General features: G+C 45.4%; 11 protein-coding genes. 6 read left to right on the top strand and 5 right to left on the bottom strand.

The genetic code is table 11. The features are described from left to right. Positions 1-12: 12 nt before the first annotated feature. The gene (gene ptsP / locus G3R49_RS10225) at positions 13-2,253 is read right to left on the bottom strand and encodes a phosphoenolpyruvate--protein phosphotransferase (RefSeq protein WP_167869587.1); all 2,241 of its coding nucleotides are present in this window, start codon (positions 2,251-2,253) and stop codon (positions 13-15) included. A 208-nt stretch (positions 2,254-2,461) separates the two neighbouring features. Beyond that, complete coding sequence (gene rppH, locus G3R49_RS10220; RefSeq protein ID WP_130601471.1) at positions 2,462-2,983, bottom strand: RNA pyrophosphohydrolase; 522 nt, start codon at positions 2,981-2,983, stop codon at positions 2,462-2,464. Between the two features lie 758 nt (positions 2,984-3,741). Here rppH and mutH point away from each other — a divergent pair. Together mutH and G3R49_RS10210 are read left to right on the top strand one after the other, a co-directional pair. Continuing rightward, the gene (gene mutH / locus G3R49_RS10215; RefSeq protein ID WP_130601469.1) at positions 3,742-4,410 is read left to right on the top strand and encodes a DNA mismatch repair endonuclease MutH; all 669 of its coding nucleotides are present in this window, start codon (positions 3,742-3,744) and stop codon (positions 4,408-4,410) included. Positions 4,411-4,577: 167 nt separating this feature from the next. Then, entirely contained in the window at positions 4,578-5,660 is a 1,083-nt protein-coding gene (locus tag G3R49_RS10210; RefSeq protein WP_130601467.1) for an adenylate/guanylate cyclase domain-containing protein, read from the top strand. 107 nt (positions 5,661-5,767) lie between these two features. Here the strand turns inward: G3R49_RS10210 and oxyR are convergent, their stop codons facing one another. From oxyR to G3R49_RS10195, 3 genes are all read right to left on the bottom strand, one after another. Further along, positions 5,768-6,679: a hydrogen peroxide-inducible genes transcriptional activator OxyR gene (oxyR, locus tag G3R49_RS10205; RefSeq protein WP_130601465.1), complete on the bottom strand. Its 912-nt coding sequence runs from the start codon at positions 6,677-6,679 to the stop codon at positions 5,768-5,770. Between the two features lie 311 nt (positions 6,680-6,990). After that, positions 6,991-7,356, bottom strand: coding sequence for an Hpt domain-containing protein (locus tag G3R49_RS10200; RefSeq protein ID WP_130601463.1), 366 nt, complete (start codon positions 7,354-7,356; stop codon positions 6,991-6,993). 225 nt (positions 7,357-7,581) lie between these two features. Beyond that, on the bottom strand, positions 7,582-8,508 hold the full coding sequence (locus G3R49_RS10195) for a TIGR01212 family radical SAM protein (RefSeq protein WP_167869586.1): 927 nt from the start codon (positions 8,506-8,508) through the stop codon (positions 7,582-7,584). A 516-nt stretch (positions 8,509-9,024) separates the two neighbouring features. Here G3R49_RS10195 and gltB point away from each other — a divergent pair. The 4 genes from gltB to G3R49_RS10175 all read left to right on the top strand — a co-directional run bounded on the left by gltB (position 9,025) and on the right by G3R49_RS10175 (position 17,232). After that, positions 9,025-13,473 carry a glutamate synthase large subunit gene (gene gltB, locus G3R49_RS10190; RefSeq protein ID WP_167869585.1) on the top strand — a complete coding sequence of 1,483 codons (4,449 nt, stop codon included), beginning with the start codon at positions 9,025-9,027 and terminating at the stop codon, positions 13,471-13,473. A 6-nt stretch (positions 13,474-13,479) separates the two neighbouring features. Further along, positions 13,480-14,889 (top strand): FAD-dependent oxidoreductase, encoded by a 1,410-nt coding sequence (locus G3R49_RS10185; protein WP_130601457.1) that lies wholly within the window; start codon positions 13,480-13,482, stop codon positions 14,887-14,889. 213 nt (positions 14,890-15,102) lie between these two features. Further along, the gene (locus tag G3R49_RS10180) at positions 15,103-16,401 is read left to right on the top strand and encodes an amidohydrolase family protein (protein WP_167869584.1); all 1,299 of its coding nucleotides are present in this window, start codon (positions 15,103-15,105) and stop codon (positions 16,399-16,401) included. A gap of 138 nt (positions 16,402-16,539) precedes the next feature. Further along, positions 16,540-17,232, top strand: a complete 693-nt coding sequence (locus tag G3R49_RS10175) for a 5'-methylthioadenosine/adenosylhomocysteine nucleosidase (protein WP_167869583.1) — start codon at positions 16,540-16,542, stop codon at positions 17,230-17,232. The last annotated feature ends 23 nt before the right edge of the window (positions 17,233-17,255 follow it).

Raw genomic sequence — 17,255 nt, 5'->3', positions numbered from 1 at the left:
TAGCCCGAACTCTTAATCAACGATATGACACAATTCATGTTTGCGTATGAATGCCATCATGGTCTCGCGAACCTGATGGCCATTCGCAAGCATCATGACTTGCTTTAACACACCCTGCAGCTCATGCTGGTTTACTCGGCGCAATAAATAATTAACTCTAGCTAGGCTTGCCTGGTTCATACTCAATTTGTGATACCCCATCGCAACCAGCAATAGCGCGCCCAAAGGCTCACCTGCCAGTTCGCCACAAATACTGATATCAAGATCATATAAACGGCAATCTTCAACCGCACGCTTAAGTGCTCTCAGTACGCCAGGATGAAAACTATCAAACAAGGTACTGACACTCGGGTTATTGCGATCCACTGCCAGCAAATACTGAGTTAAATCGTTGCTACCCACCGACACAAAATCAACCCGCTGAGCAACATCTTGAAGCTGAAACAGCAATGCTGGTACCTCTAACATCACACCAATTTTAGGTTTGCATATCTCTATATTTAACTCTTGTGTCAGCTCTTGATAAGCTTGCTCAAGATAACCGAGCGCAGCATCGACCTCGGCAAGATTACTGACCATCGGCAGCAAAATATGTAGCTGTTGACACTCGTCGGCTGCTTGAAGCATTGCTCTTAGTTGCACCAAAAAAAGCTCAGGGTGATCTAGCGATAATCGTATGCCGCGCCAACCCAAAAATGGATTATCTTCATTAATAGGGAAATAAGGTAAAGGCTTGTCACCGCCAACATCTAAGGTACGCATCACCACTGTCTTGCCTTGAGCGGCCTGCAATATGGTGCGATAGACTGAAATTTGCTCGAGCTCACTTGGAAACCGCTGCTGCAGCATAAATGGAATTTCACTGCGATATAACCCTATGCCATCGGCGCCGTGGGTCGAAACATTTTCTACACCAGAAATTAGACCTGCATTCATTAGCAACTCAATACGCTGACCGTCTATGGTAACCGTAGGTTGATTAATTTCTGACTCAAATGCTTGTTGCTTCTGTATATCCGCAGTTAATAGCGCTCGATATTCATCGACCACTGAATTTGATGGAGAGACAAGTAACTCACCACGGTTTGCGTTAACGATCAGTAATTGCTGCTCAGTGCCTGCTGAAAGAATTTGCTCAACACCAACAAGCGCAGGGATCCCCATAGCTCGCGCAAGGATGGCACCATGGGCATTGACACCACCTTGTTCAGTAACTACCCCCGCTAGCTTATTTCGCGGGAATGCAACTAGCAAACTTGCATCAATCTCCTTGGCGAGAATGATCACAGGCTCATTGTATTCAAACTGTAACTGCTCAGGCTCAATAAGCTGTTTTAAAACCTTTTGCCCTAACTCGCGAATATCACTGGCTCGCTGCTGCAAGTATGGATCATCCATTTGCTCAAACTGAGCGATATAACGCAGCGACACACGGCTAACGGCTGACTCAGCTTGCCAGCCTTGGTTGATCTCATTGATATACTCGCCACCGAGGCTATGCTCATCAAGCAAGAGTTGAAATGCGTTAAAAATAGATACTACGTCAGCAGCACTTTCTTGTTCGAAACGTTGCGACAGTGAAGACAGTTCTTCCATGCACGCTTCTTTTGCAAGTTTTAGCCTAGCTATTTCAGCATTTACCGCATCGGGTTTAATGGCAACGTCTTGCTGCTCCAACGCGATCGCACCACCAAACACGACCCCTTTAGCAATGGCAATACCACTCGATGCAGGTGTACCTTTATACACAACCTGATGCGCTGCACTATCGATTGAATCTTTATATTTTAAACTCTTTATCACTACGGCAAGCTGAGCGGCTAGCGTCATCAAAAAAGCTTCTTCACCCTCATCAAACTGCCTTGCTTGAGGTTGCTGCACCACAATGACGCCAACGACCACTTTTTGATAGATGATCGGAGCCGCTAAAAAAGCACGGTATTCATCTTCTTTGGCACCTGGGAATAATTTAAAACGAGGGTGAGTGCGTGCGTCAGCAAGGTTAACTAATTCTTCGCGCTGGGCTGCAAGACCAACTAACCCCTGAGTAACTGGCATCGCGACTTTGCCAATCGCATCAGGACTTAATCCATCTGTTGCCGATAACACCAGTTGTTGTTGCTCGAGAATATACACTGAGCAACATTGAGTTTGCATGGCGAGTTTAGTTTGCGTAACTAAGGAGGCTAAGGCATGCCCAAAGTCGCTAGCAGTAGCTACGGCTTGTGTGATATCCCTTAGCGTTTTAATCACTGTTTCACTCCTTATGAAATCAGCCTAGTTGTTGGCCTAAACTCAAACGGCGATGTTCTAACTTAAGCAGGCACCAAAGCTAGAGCGAATAGGATGGCGAGCTAAAACTATTGAACTGGTATTGCAGCTCTAAGTTACTGGCTAGGAATAGTAAATACTGAAAAGTAGAAACGCATCATCACTACTATAGCTATGTGAGTAAACTCCCCTAACCTCTACCGTGGCGCCCCCTTTTACGGTACGACTCTTTGCTCTGCAGCGACAACGTCGTCGATGCAAACTCCTTCATTACCTTTCTATATACATCACGTTTAAAAGACACGACTTGCCTAACAGGATACCAATAACTCACCCAGCGCCAGTCATCAAACTCAGGATGGCCGGAAGAATCAAGGTTAATCGCACTATCGTGACTTTTTAATTGTAGTAAATACCATTTCTGTTTTTGGCCAATGCACACAGGTTTGCTGTCATGACGCACCAAGCGCTTTGGCAGGCGGTAACGCAGCCATGAACGGGACGTAGTCAGAATTTTTACATGTTCTGGCTTTAGACCAACCTCTTCATATAACTCGCGGTACATCGCTTGCTCAGGCGTCTCACCATCGTCAACGCCGCCTTGCGGAAACTGCCATGAATGTTGACCGAAACGTCTAGCCCACATGACTTGACCAAACTTATTACAGATAATGATGCCCACATTGGCGCGAAAACCGTCGCTGTCAATCACATGGACTCCGAAATCATAAATCTTGTTAATACGTCTGATTGTTTCACAAAGCTCCTGTATCAGCAAATGGGGTTTAGCGCCATCTCTTTGGATAACCCTACGTCATTTACACTTTTATCAACAGATAAAGGTAATCAGTTTTATAGCTATCCACAATTTCTGTGGATATCTCTGTTCGAAACTCATTTATATCTGTGATTTTTTGCAAAAGATTAAAATATTACATATTAAAAACAGCTAACCAAAATACATAAACACAAACTAAATCAGCGGCTTAACTAGAACCCCAAATAGATGACACCAACACCAACTTAAAGTGTATAAAAAAACACCACAAAAATTTATCAACATCGATTGTTATAACATCAGCTAAAGTTATTCACATAACGCAAGATAAAAATAGCAAAAAAACTGAAAAAAAAGCGTGAAAATGCCGTTGACGTCGACAACATGATCCTTTATAGCGTGTATTTTATTGGAGTTATCCCAACATTCTGTGGATAACTATGTTGGAAAGCGGCGGGAAAAGGTTAATTAACGGCTAACTCAAATAGCGAGCGAGACTACCATTTCGACAAAAGTCTAAATAAAACAGTGTGATAATAAATGTCCATGAGTAACTAATATCCTCAATGACTCGCTATGATGATATTTTGAGCGCTACTGATAAATCTCAGTAACACCACTTGCGAACCAAGAAAAATTACTGGAAGCTATCACTGGTAACCTCCCATTATTTGTCAACTAGAGTCACACCAATGCCAAGTTCTAGCCCTACATCAATTAGTGAACTCATGGCGCGTGCCAACCATATGGCTGGTATTCGCCTAGCCGATATTGCAGGCGAACATGGTATTCCAGTGCCTGAAAATCTCAAGCGCGAAAAAGGCTGGGTTGGACAACTCATCGAAACCGAGCTTGGCGCCCTAGCTGGCTCAAAACCCGAACCAGATTTTGCCCATCTTGGTGTGGAGTTAAAAACCATCCCAATTGATAATCAAGGCAAGCCAATGGAAACCACCTATATTACTGTTGCGCCACTAACCGACATTGGCGGTCTCAGGTGGGAGCAAAGTGTGGTTTATCATAAACTGCGCCATGTACTTTGGATCCCAGTGCAAGGAGAACGCCATATTCCAGTGGGAGAACGCCGTGTGGGCAACCCGGTTTTATGGCAGCCTAGCGAGCTTGAATTAGCTCAGCTTCGCCAGGATTGGGAAGAGATAATGGAGCTTATTGCTCTTGGTAAGGTCGATACCATCACTGCTAAACATGGCGAAGTGCTGCAACTAAGGCCTAAAGCAGCTAATAGCCGTGTGTTAACTGAAAGCATCGGCCGCAACGGAGAAATTAAACTTTCTAACCCACGTGGCTTCTATTTAAAAATTGCATTCACTCAACAGATTTTGCGACGCGCATTTACATAAGTCCTTAGACTGAATCAGAACAAGAAAATAATTCTACGGTTTTATCGACATAGGTTGGAATTTATCGACCCGAATTGATCTAGGTCACAATATTTACTAACACTCTGTGCAGATTTTCTATAAACTACTGGCTTTGATTTTTCAGCCAAAAGTACCGAATACCCCTAGTGAGAGCACGTCGACAAACAAAAAAATTACTCTTTGCCATTCTGGCATGGTTTGTCGCCATGGCTGCGTTTGTATTTTTCCGTTATGCCCAATCACCTGAACTGCCGCAATGGGCTATTGGCGCTGCAGATCTTGCCACCCTTGCTGTGTTTATGGGCTTTGTATTTGGTAGCCTGCATTGGATGTCGAATGTCATTGCCGACATCAGTGCCATTAGTCGCCTGCCCTATATCTTCTCGGTAATTTTCAAAGGTTTATTCCTGTTGCTAGGGGCGATGACGCTGGCTTATGTCACCCAATTCCTCAATATGTGGGCTATTGAAAACCACATGGTGACGCTAAGGCAAATGCTCACAGCGCACATTCTATATACTCCAGCGTTTCAATCACTCATTCTATATTTAGTTGCCGTACGTGTTGGCCTGGCTTTTATTGAGCAAATGGGGCTTTTAGTAGGCCCACGAGTGCTACTTAACATTGGTATGGGCAAGTATCACCAACCAAGGTACGAGCAACGCCTGTTTCTATTTATCGACATGGCATCTTCTACCGCCCATGCAGAAAAGCTCGGTGACTATCGCTTTAGTCGCTTGATTCAAGATAGCTTTAGCATGCTTGCTGACACAGTAACTAACAACGAAGCTGAAATTTACCGTTATATGGGTGATGCAGTGCTAATTCATTGGCCGCTAAAAGAAGGCGTGAAAAATGATCGCTGCATGAACATTTACTATGAGTTTTGTCAGCAACTTAACTGGCAACGCAGTTACTTTGAAGAGCAATATGGATTTGTGCCTAAGTTTAAAGCCGCAGCACATTGTGGCCAGGTCGTAGCAGCCGTAGTTGGTGTACACAAACAAGAGATTAGCTTCTTTAGCGATGTACTCAATACCTTAGCAAGACTGCAAGACCAGTGTACGCCGCTAGGTCAGCGCATGCTTATTTCTGGTAGCTTACAACAGCGTCTAGACTTGACTGACAGCCAGTATGTTCTGGATAACTTAGGTCTTGTTACCCTAAAGGGCAAACAACACCCCACTGAAGTTTTTGGCGTTGCCCCTAAACGCTCTGCCAGTAATTAGCGCCAAACAAATCGTCCCAAACACCTATATCCTACATAACAAAACGGCGTACATATTCATATGTACGCCGTTTAAGTATCTATTCCACTTGTGTTCAATTGCTATATTTATTCAGCTTGTTGCAACAACTTCTCTCTAATCGCTAGACCTAAGGTTCTAAAGGTTTTAATGCGACTGGTAGTTTGACGCCAAACCAAACCAATATCACGATACGGAGACTCACCTGGCGGCAACATGATATTCAAATCAGTGTCGTGCAATATCCCTGCATCGATAGCCATTTGCGGTAAAAAAGTAGTGCCTAACTTGCTATTCACCATTTGTACCAAGGTATGCAGACTCGTGGCGGCAAACGGATTAATCTTAGCGCTGTTACCTAGCTGGCAAGCAGTTATTGCGTGGCCCGTTATACAGTGCTCAGCCTGCAGCAGAAAAATACTTTCATCAGGCATTTCTTGGTAATTAATTGGCTGCGCCATGTCTAATGACAAATCTTGGTGGATCACCATTTTGAAAGGATCAATACCCACCTTCATACTGTGGAAGCCGCTAGTGTCCACAGGCAAAGCCAAAATAAGTAAATCGAGCTCACCCTTACCTAGCGCATCAAGCAATCGCTCTGTGGTGTCTTCTTTTAGTAGCAAGCTCAACTCAGGGTAATCCTGATGACACATCTTAACCACTCGGCTTAGTAAGAATGGTGCAATAGTCGGGATACAACCTAAGCGAATTTCACCAGTCATCGGCTCACCCTGATTCTTCACTAGCTCAACCAGATCATCAACATTGGTCAGAATATTACGCGCTCGCTCAACTACTTCTTCACCCGTTGCAGTGAACATAAATGACTTATGGTCGCGCTCAATTAACTGATGTCCAAGCTGCTCCTCGAGGTTTTGAATACCACTAGAAAGCGTTGATTGACTAACAAAACACTTCTTAGCCGCGCGGTTAAAGTTCTGCTCTTGATGCAAGTTAACCAAGTAAAATAGGTTTTTTAAGCTAGGTAGATTTTTCATAAAACCGATTGCTAAATTAAGATTTAATGAAGATAGTGAATTATCAACGCAGTTTTCACAAGTTAAGATGCGGTTATTGTGACCGGGATAAACAAATATCGCAGAGCATAGTACACGTAGAATCTAGATATGTGTGTTGGTTATTGACGCAATAGCTAGATAGGGGACTTAAGCTACTCGAGAGAGGGAATGAACAGCAGTGAATCGACTGGAAGTCACAAGCCGATAAAACAAAAACGCACAAGACGAATCAGTCGCTTGTGCGTTTTAGCTAGAAACTTTTTACAGTCTAAACTTTCTTTCGATCGTGATTATGACTTAGCTTCTAAGAATAACTTTAGTTGTTGTAAATCAGCTTCTGCATGCTCTACAACCTCAGCTAGCCAAGCTTGGTTTTCTGTTTCCCAGCTCGCTTCTTCACCATGCTGCAGCTTTTGTGCAAGCTGTTGAATACGCTTAAGACCAACTGAACCAGCGGCACCTTTGAACTTGTGAGCTTCTGCACAAAGAGTATCTTTGTCACTAGCTTCGCTAGCTTTAACTAAGCTACCAACATACTCAGGCATAAGTTGCTCAAATAACACTACACTTTTAAGTAATGTTGCTGCACCAATTGCGCTGATATATTGCTCAAGTGTGTTGAGATCTAATACTGTCTCTAGTTCTGTCGTGGCCATTAAGGGCACCTCTAATTACAAGTGTAAGACATTGAAGTTAGGAATATCATACTCAGTAAAAGCGCCCATGCAAGAATAGCGACCGCTAGGCAGAGATATTAGCCAATACCCGCACAAAACTTTAACATTTTAGCAAGATTAATATTACCACCGCTCAAAAAAGATACGATTTAGTCGACTTTTGCACATTTAGTAACATTTAACCATAACTATTTGTTGGTAGTTTTAACGTTCAAATAAGGCACTGCCTTGACCACCAAATTCGCGTAGTTGATCGACAATGGCAACTAAGCCCTCCCACCTAAACGCACACCAATCTGGCGCCAACAACATTGGCTTTTTAGCATAAGCAGTGACTCGGTGAAAAATCACATCGCTTGGAGTATGACGAATAAGTTTAGCAACGTTTGTTGCATAATCTTGTTTTGAGATAGTATCGAGTGAACCATAGCGCCATTGTTTGGCCATAGTACTACCTTCGACTATATGTAGCGGGTGTACCTTCAGTCCTTCAACGCCGACCTTGAGCACATAGTTAAGACTATTCATATAATCTGCTTCAGATTCACCGGGTAGCCCCAAGATCAAATGAGTACAAACTTTTAGCCCTCGTTGATGAGCTCGTTCAACTGTATCTTGATACTGTGCAATACTATGACCACGATTAATGCGCTTCAACGTTTGCTCATTGGCAGTTTGTAGTCCAAGTTCCAGCCACACATCGATACCACGGTGTTGATACTCAACCAACAGGTCTAACACTTCATCTGGCACACAGTCTGGGCGCGTACCTATGTGCAAGCCAACGACGTTCTCATCAGCAAGCGCCTGATCATACTTATTTTTGAGTACTTCATACTCATCATAAGTGCTGGTGTAAGCCTGAAAATAAGCAATATACTTAGATTTTGACTGACGTGCACTGGGCAACAGGTTCTGCTTACCTTGGTGCAATTGCACCTCAATGCTTTGGCCTTTGCCTTGTTGCTCGTTGAACGAAGAAACATTGCAAAAAGTGCAGCCACCTTTACCTAAAGTGCCGTCGCGATTGGGGCAAGTAAATGCAGCGTCAATAGTGAGCTTTTTAATGCGTCCACCATAACGGCGTTTGCACTCTGCCCCAAACGTGTTGACGTAATCATCTAAGCCCATTGCTACTGCCTTTCATTAAAAAAGGCGCAATTTTAGGGAAAACTTAAACAGGAAACTTGGCGCTAAATCAAAAAACATGCTTTTTTTGCCCATATCGCAGGCAATCTAGCTAATTAACTGTCAATGTTTTAAACAAAACTGTCCTACAAACTCAATCAAAGTGAATAATTATACAAATAAACCCAATTAATCCCACAAAACTGTACTTGAAATAAAATTCAATATTTCTATATCAAAAACAATACATATGAAAATTTCAAACTAGGTCACACAATCGACAAAAACCAAACCAAAACACTATATATCAACAACATAAACCAACAAGCCAACTCTTTACGTCAACGTAAACTTGACCGATATTTTCAAAAAATCAGTAATTAACTTTCATAAACTGCAGTTTTTTTGGTTTGACCTTTATTCATTCTCGGTTTAATTTGGATGGTTCGGGTGCATATATATGGAATATTCTAATTTTAACCCCGATGTCGTGTATCTATATAGCTTTAGGGGGGTTGTATGAGCCTATATCATCCCAGTTTCGAAAGAGACAATTGTGGGTTTGGTCTGATTGCACAAATGGATGGTGAAGCCAGTCACCGAATTGTACGTACTGCGATTCATGGTCTTGATCGCATGAAACACCGTGGTGGTATTGCCGCCGACGGACGTACAGGTGATGGCTGTGGTTTGCTAATGCAAATGCCTAGAGAGTTTTTCAAAGCTGTTGCAGCAGAAAACGATTGGCACCTTAGCCGTAACTTTGCGGTGGGAATGTTGTTTTTAAGCCAAGATCAGCAAAAAGCTGACGAAGCCAAATTTATTCTAGAAAAAGAACTACAACGAGAAACCTTAGGTGTTGCAGGCTGGCGTAAAGTGCCTGTTAACCAAGAGGTACTAGGTGAGATTGGTCGCGAAAGTCTGCCGCAAATCTATCAAGTATTAATTAATGCACCTGTTGGCTGGCGTGAAAAAGATCTTGAGCGCCGCTTATATATGGCGCGCCGTCGCCTTGAACAACAAATTCAGTCAGAGCAAGACTGCTATGTCGCCAGCCTGTCTGGTCAGGTTATCGTTTACAAAGGTCTATTAATGCCTGCGGACCTACCGCATTTCTATCAAGACCTTGCTGACCTGCGCCTAAAAAGTGCGATTTGTTTATTCCATCAGCGCTTCTCTACTAACACTTCACCTAAGTGGCCGCTTGCACAGCCATTTAGATACCTTGCCCACAATGGTGAAATTAATACCATTACCGGTAACCGCCAATGGGCACGAGCGAGGGCTTATAAGTTTAGCTCGCCGCTACTACCTGATTTACAGCAAGCAGCGCCGTTTGTGAACGAAACCGGCTCAGACTCATCGTCGCTCGATAACATGCTAGAAATGCTGCTATCGGGCGGTATGGATCTATACCGCGCCATGCGTTTGCTTATTCCACCAGCGTGGCAGTCAAATCCAGAAATGGATGACGAGCTAAAAGCGTTTTACGACTTCAACTCTATGCACATGGAGCCTTGGGATGGCCCTGCGGGTATTGTAATGACCAATGGCCGTCATGCTGCTTGTGCGGTTGACCGTAATGGTTTGCGTCCGTCTCGCTATGTGATCACCAAAGACAGAATTATCACCCTAGCCTCAGAAGTGGGGATTTGGGACTACGCGGCAGATGAAGTTGTTGAGAAAGGCCGAGTTGGCCCTGGTGAGCTATTGGTTCTCGATACCCTTAATGGCAAGCTTTATCAATCATTTGAAATCGATAATGACTTAAAACGCCGTCATCCATACAAAGAGTGGATGGCGAAGAATAGCCAAACCCTCATTCCTGCTGACAAAGTTGATCAAGCAAAGCTGGGTGCGAGCGTGTTTGACAAAGACACCCTACTGCAATACCAAAAACAATTTGGTTATAGCCGCGAAGAACTTGAACAAGTCATTTGGGTATTGGCAAACAAAGGCGAAGAAGCCACTGGCTCTATGGGTGATGACACGCCGATGGCAGTGCTGTCGAAAAAGTCACGCTCGCTTTATGACTACTTCCGTCAAAAGTTCGCTCAGGTGACTAACCCTCCGATTGACCCGTTACGTGAAAAGCACGTAATGAGTCTGGCAACCTGTGTCGGCCGTGAGCAAAACCTGTTCTGCGAAACCACAGGTAACGCCTACAGGGTGATGTTTGACTCACCTATTTTACTGTTTAGCGACTTTAATCAATTGTTGGGGCTAGATAGTAATTACTACCGCGCCAATACGGTCGACTTAAATTACGATGCCAGCGAAAGCTTGGAGCAAGCTATCGAGCGTATTACTGACGAGTCTGAGCGCTTAGCTCGCAGTGGCACAACCTTGTTGGTGCTATCTGATCGCGCCGTCGGTAAAAATGTACAGGTTATTCCTGCGGCGATGGCAGTGGGCGCGGTACAAACTCGCCTAGTTGATAAAAGTCTGCGCTGTGACACCAACATCATTGTTGAAACCGCATCAGCACGCGACCCGCATCACTTTGCCGTGCTGCTTGGCTTTGGCGCAACTGCGATTTACCCATATCTGGTCTACGAGTCAATCTCGGCAATGGCTAAGCTTAACCAGGTAGATGACACAGCAGCACTAATGCTTAACTTCCGCTCAGGCACTGAAAAAGGCCTACGCAAAATCATGTCGAAAATGGGCATTAGTACCGTTGGCTCTTACCGCTGCTCGCAGCAATTTGAAGCCGTGGGTCTGTCAAAAGAGGTGGTTGAGCTATGTTTTAAAGGTGTTGTGAGTCGTATTGAAGGCGTGAGCTTTGAGCACATTGCTAGCGACCAAAAAGTGCTACACAAGAGCGCCTATCGCAAGCATGTACCCCTGCCTCAAGGTGGTTTACTGAAATACGTTGAAGGCGGTGAATACCACTGTTTCAACCCAGACGTCGTTAATACACTGCAAGCTTCACTCAATACTCGCGACTTTGCTAAATATCAAAAGTTTGCCGAGTTAGTTGATGACCGCCCAGTTGCCACCTTACGCGACCTTATCGGTATTAACGGCAATCAAAGCAGCATTGATGAAGCTCAGGTAGAAGATGCTAGCAACTTATATGGCCGCTTTGACAGCGCCGCCATGAGTATTGGTGCACTTAGCCCAGAAGCCCATGAAGCTTTAGCAGTAGCCATGAATCGTTTAGGCGGGCGCTCAAATTCGGGTGAAGGCGGTGAAGATCCAAGCCGCTTCAACTCAGAGCGAAATTCTGCGATTAAGCAAATCGCATCAGGCCGCTTTGGTGTGACGGCGCATTATCTGGTTAACGCTGAAGTGCTACAAATTAAAGTTGCCCAAGGCGCAAAACCGGGTGAAGGCGGTCAGCTACCAGGTCACAAGGTGAGTGTTGAAATTGCCGGTCTACGTCACTCTCGCCCGGGCGTGACCTTGATTTCACCGCCGCCGCACCATGATATTTACTCGATTGAAGATTTAGCTCAGCTAATTTTCGATTTAAAACAAATTAACCCAACAGCGCTGGTATCGGTCAAACTGGTATCTGAGCCAGGCATTGGCACCATTGCTACAGGTGTGGCAAAAGCCTATGCCGATATGATCACAGTCTCTGGCTATGATGGCGGTACAGGCGCAAGCCCAATCACCTCAGTTAAGTATGCCGGCTCACCATGGGAGCTTGGCCTTGCCGAAGTGCATCAAGCGTTAGTTGAAAACGGCCTGCGCCATAAAATTCGTTTGCAAGTTGATGGTGGGCTAAAGACAGGTACAGACGTCATTAAAGCCGCGCTACTTGGCGCAGAAAGCTTTGGTTTTGGTACTGTGCCTATGATCGCATTAGGTTGTAAATACCTGCGTATTTGTCACTTGAATAACTGTGCGACTGGTGTGGCAACGCAAGATCAAATTCTTCGCGACAATCACTACCACGGCTTACCTGACAAAGTGGTTACCTACTTTGAATTCGTTGCCAAAGAAGTGCGTCAGTGGATGGCGAAACTAGGCGTAAGCGAGTTTGATAAACTGGTTGGCCGCAGCGATTGGCTGCAAGCTTTAGATGGTCAAACCGAAAAACAACAAGGTTTAGACCTAGCGCCAATCCTGTATCAGCCACAAGTACCACAAGGCACTGATATTACCTGGAAAGAGACTAACCCACCGTCTGATCCTGGCGCATTAAACCAAACCTTAGTGACCGATTGTGAAGCCGCTGTATTGAATGGTGAGCCTTACGCAAATCAGTATGCAATTAACAATACCGACCGCTCAGTGGGCGCGAGTCTTTCTGGCTTTATCGCCACCAAAGTTGGCGTAAACGGCGCCAAAGAGACCATCTCACTAGGCTTTAACGGCAGTGCAGGCCAAAGCTTTGGCGTGTGGAATAGCCCAGGCCTTGAGTTAAAACTATGCGGCGATGCCAACGATTATGTGGGCAAAGGTATGAGTGGCGGCAAGATTGTCATTCACCCACCTGTGGGCAGCCCGTTCCAGTCAGAGCGCAGCGCGATTATGGGTAACACCTGCCTTTACGGTGCCACTGGCGGCCGCGTATACGCTGCAGGTAAAGCCGGTGAGCGTTTTGCAGTGCGTAACTCAGGCGCTATTGCGGTAGTCGAAGGCCTAGGTGACAACGGTTGTGAATACATGACTGGTGGCATCGTGGTTGTGCTTGGTAAAACCGGGGTTAACTTTGGTGCGGGTATGACAGGTGGCTTTGCTTACGTGTTTGACCAACATCGCCGCTTCCACCGCCGGGTGAATACCGAAATGGTCGACACCCATAAGATTGAATCAAGCATTCAGCAGGCACACTTAAAAGAGCTGATCCAAGCCCATGTGCAAGAAACTGGCAGCGAACACGCCAATATGATTTTAAGCGACTTTGACAACTGGATTGACTGCTTTGTTCTGGTTAAACCTAAGAACATTGCAGTGGGCGATTTATTAAAAATCGAGCAGAAAAGTCCAGAGTTAGCGGTAAAGGCGGGGTAAACCAAGATGAGTAATGATTTTCAATTTATCGAAGTCGGCCGCGTAGACCCAACCAAACATGCTGCCGAGAAACGTGCGATAGAGTTTATCGAGATCTATCAACCATTCACACAAGGCCAGGTTGATGAGCAAGCAGACCGCTGCCTTGATTGTGGTAACCCGTATTGTGAGTGGAAGTGCCCACTACACAACTATATTCCGAACTGGCTTAAGCTGGCTAAGCAAGGGCGGATTATGGAAGCGGCTGATCTAGTTCATGAAACCAATACCTTGCCAGAAATTTGTGGCCGCGTGTGCCCGCAAGACAGACTTTGTGAAGGCGCATGTACCCTAAATGATGACTTTGGTGCCGTTACCATTGGTAATGTAGAGAAATACATTACCGACACCGCTATTGCTCAAGGCTGGCGTCCTGATATGACGCATGTCACGCCGCGTAAAGAGCGTGTTGCTATTGTTGGCGCGGGGCCTGCGGGCCTTGGCTGTGCAGATATTCTCGCTCGCAATGGCGTACAAGCCGTGGTGTTTGATAAGTACCCACAAATTGGCGGCCTGCTTACCTACGGCATTCCGGCGTTCAAGCTAGACAAATCTGTGATGGCGACACGCCGCGCAGTGATGGAAGGCATGGGCATTGAGTTCAAACTTGGCGTGACGATTGGCAAGGATATTAGCTTCCAGAGCTTACTGGATGAGTATGATGCCGTGTTCCTAGGTATGGGTACTTACAGCGCAATGAAAGCCCGCCTGCCAAATGAAGATGCAGAAGGCGTGATTCAAGCGCTGCCCTATCTTATTGGTAACACCCACCAGCTAATGGGTACAGAGTCAGCTGACACGCCTTACTTAAGCCTTGAAGGGCAAAAAGTTGTGGTACTCGGTGGTGGTGATACCGCTATGGATTGTGTGCGCACAGCTGTGCGTCAGGGCGCGGCGAGCGTAACTTGTGCATATCGCCGCGACGAAGCCAATATGCCAGGCTCGGTGCGTGAAGTACAAAACGCCAAAGAAGAAGGCGTTAACTTCTTATTCAATCGCCAACCAACGGCTATCAAAACTCAAAATGGCAAGGTAACTGGCATTGAATGCGTTGAAACCCAAATGGGTGAAGCTGATGAGTCTGGTCGTCAACGTGCTGAAGTGATTTCTGATAGCGAGCAAGTGCTAGAAGCTGACGCCATCATCATTGCCTTTGGCTTCCAGGCAAGTCCTGCTGACTGGTTTAAAGACTTTGGTATTGAGACCAATGATTGGGGTCTAGTTAAAGCAACTAAGCTTGATGACAATCCATTTCAAACCACCAATCCTAAAGTGTTTGCCGGTGGTGATATGGTGCGAGGCTCTGACCTAGTAGTTACAGCCATCGCCGAAGGTCGCGATGCTGCACTAGGCATCCTTAATTATCTTGAAGATTAATCACCTAACCTAGCTACAGAGCTAAAACGGCTCAAATAGCTAAAACGGTTAAACTAAAAAGTGCGCGGCTTTTATCAGCTGCGCACTTTTTATTGTCAGCCCTTTAACATATATCTAGCTGGCCTTAAATCCGCGCATTACAAAGGCTAGATTTTAATCAGCACTATCGCTTATGATGAATCTAGATTCACAATTTATACAGGATGTTCCTAGATGTGCCTTATTGCAAAAGTTAATAACAACAAAATAAAAAAAACACTACTGCTAACTCTGGGGGCGGCACTGCTATCGCCGCTAGCAAATGCATCAGACACCCTGATTATTGCTGATGCTTATGTCGATGTCGCCAAGGGCAAAACCATTGAAGATGCAGCGATTGTGATCAGCGGTAATCAAATCACTCAAGTCACCCAGTACGATAAGCTCAGTAACCACAACCTATACAATGTCATCGACCTTAAAGGTAAAACACTAGTACCAGGTGTGATGGATATGCATGTTCACCTTTCGAGTAATGCAGATGACAACTTCCTCGCGGCAAAAAACCAATCGATACCGCGCAAGACCATTAAGGCGGTTAAAAATGCCCGTAAAAGCTTAATGGCAGGTTTTACCACGGTGCGCGATCTTGGCTCATCGGGTTATGCGGTTATCGCCACCCGAGATGGCATTAACGACGGCGACATTGTTGGCCCGCGTATATGGGCTGTGGGTCACTCCATTAGTGTCACCGGCGGCCATTGCGACGACAACTTCTCAGCCCCTGAAAAGCAAATTCGCGCCCAAGGTGTGGCAGATGGCCCATGGGCAGTGCGCGCGAAAGTGCGCGAAAACATTAAATATGGCGCTAACGCCATTAAAATTTGCGCCACTGGCGGGGTATTTTCCAAGGGTACTAAAGTCGGCATCCAACAACTTAGTGATGAAGAAATTAAAGCTGCGGTAGATGAAGCTCACATGCAAGGCATGGTGATTGCTGCTCACGCCCATGGCACTAGCGGCATCAAGGCTTCTATTAAAGCTGGCATCGACAGTATTGAGCATTGCAGCTTTATGGACCAAGAAGCCATTGATATGGCGGTTAAAGCCGGTACCTACTTATCTTGCGATATCTACAACACCGAATACACCCTCGCCTTTGGTGAAGCTAATGGTGTCCCGGAAGAAAACATCAACAAAGAAAAGCTGGTATCAAAAGCCCAGCGTGATAGCTTTCGCCGCGCAGTTAAAGCGGGTGCAAAAATGGTATTTGGCTCAGATGCGGCGATTTACCCACACGGCGACAATGGTAAGCAATTCTCGCGTATGGTGAAGTTTGGTATGACGCCCGCTCAGGCCTTGCAAGCCGCCACCATCAATAGTGCAGCGCTGCTAAAACAAGACAAATTAGGGCAAATTAAGCCCGGCTTTCTAGCCGATATTATTGCAGTAGATAGCGACCCACTGAAAAACATCAGTGTGATGGAACAAGTACGCTTTGTGATGAAAGATGGCGTGGTTTATAAGCAGTAATTAGCAATGACTCAGTGATTAACTCACCAACCTAAACCTGTGAGATAAAGCTCACCTCTGGCCGCCAACGATTTTCATTAATCTTGGCGGCCATGTTATATTGTCGCCTTTAATTTCAGTTATTTTTTAAGGTTGATTATGACTATCGCGATTATCGGCGCCATGGAACCAGAAGTGGTTCACTTAACTCAGGCTATTGTCGAACCTGTGCACACTACAATTGCAGGCATCGAGTTTGTAAGCGGTAAAATTGCTGGTAAAGACGTGGTGGTCACTCGCTCTGGTATTGGTAAAGTAGCTGCGAGTATCGCCACTACCCTAGTGATTGAAAAATTTGGCGCTACTCAAGTGATCAATACCGGCTCTGCAGGCGGCTTCGCTAAAGAACTTGCCATTGGCGATATTGTTATCTCATCAGAAGTTCGTTACCACGATGTAGATGTCACCGGCTTTGGCTATGAAATTGGTCAAATGGCAGCGCAACCAGCAGCTTTCATTCCAAATGCTGAGCTTGTACAAGCTGCGCAAAAAGCCGTTGCTGAGCTAGGTGAAGTAAAAGCCATTGAAGGGCTAATTTGTACTGGTGATAGCTTTATTTGCGATCCAGAGCGCACCAAAGTAATGGTTGATAACTTTCCAACCATGGCGGCATGTGAAATGGAAGCGGCAGCTATTGCACAGGTTTGTCATCAGTTCGGCACGCCTTTCGTTGTGATTCGCTCAATTTCAGACAATGCTAACGATGACTCATCAGTCGACTTTGACACTTACATTGTTAAAGCAGGTCATCACAGCGCACTAATGGTAATTGCACTGCTGCAACAGCTATAGCTTCTCCACCAGATATAGCATCT

This window comes from Shewanella sp. WXL01, assembly GCF_012263345.1.
GTDB lineage: Bacteria > Pseudomonadota > Gammaproteobacteria > Enterobacterales > Shewanellaceae > Shewanella > Shewanella maritima.
This window is presented reverse-complemented; position numbering and strand designations above follow the sequence as displayed.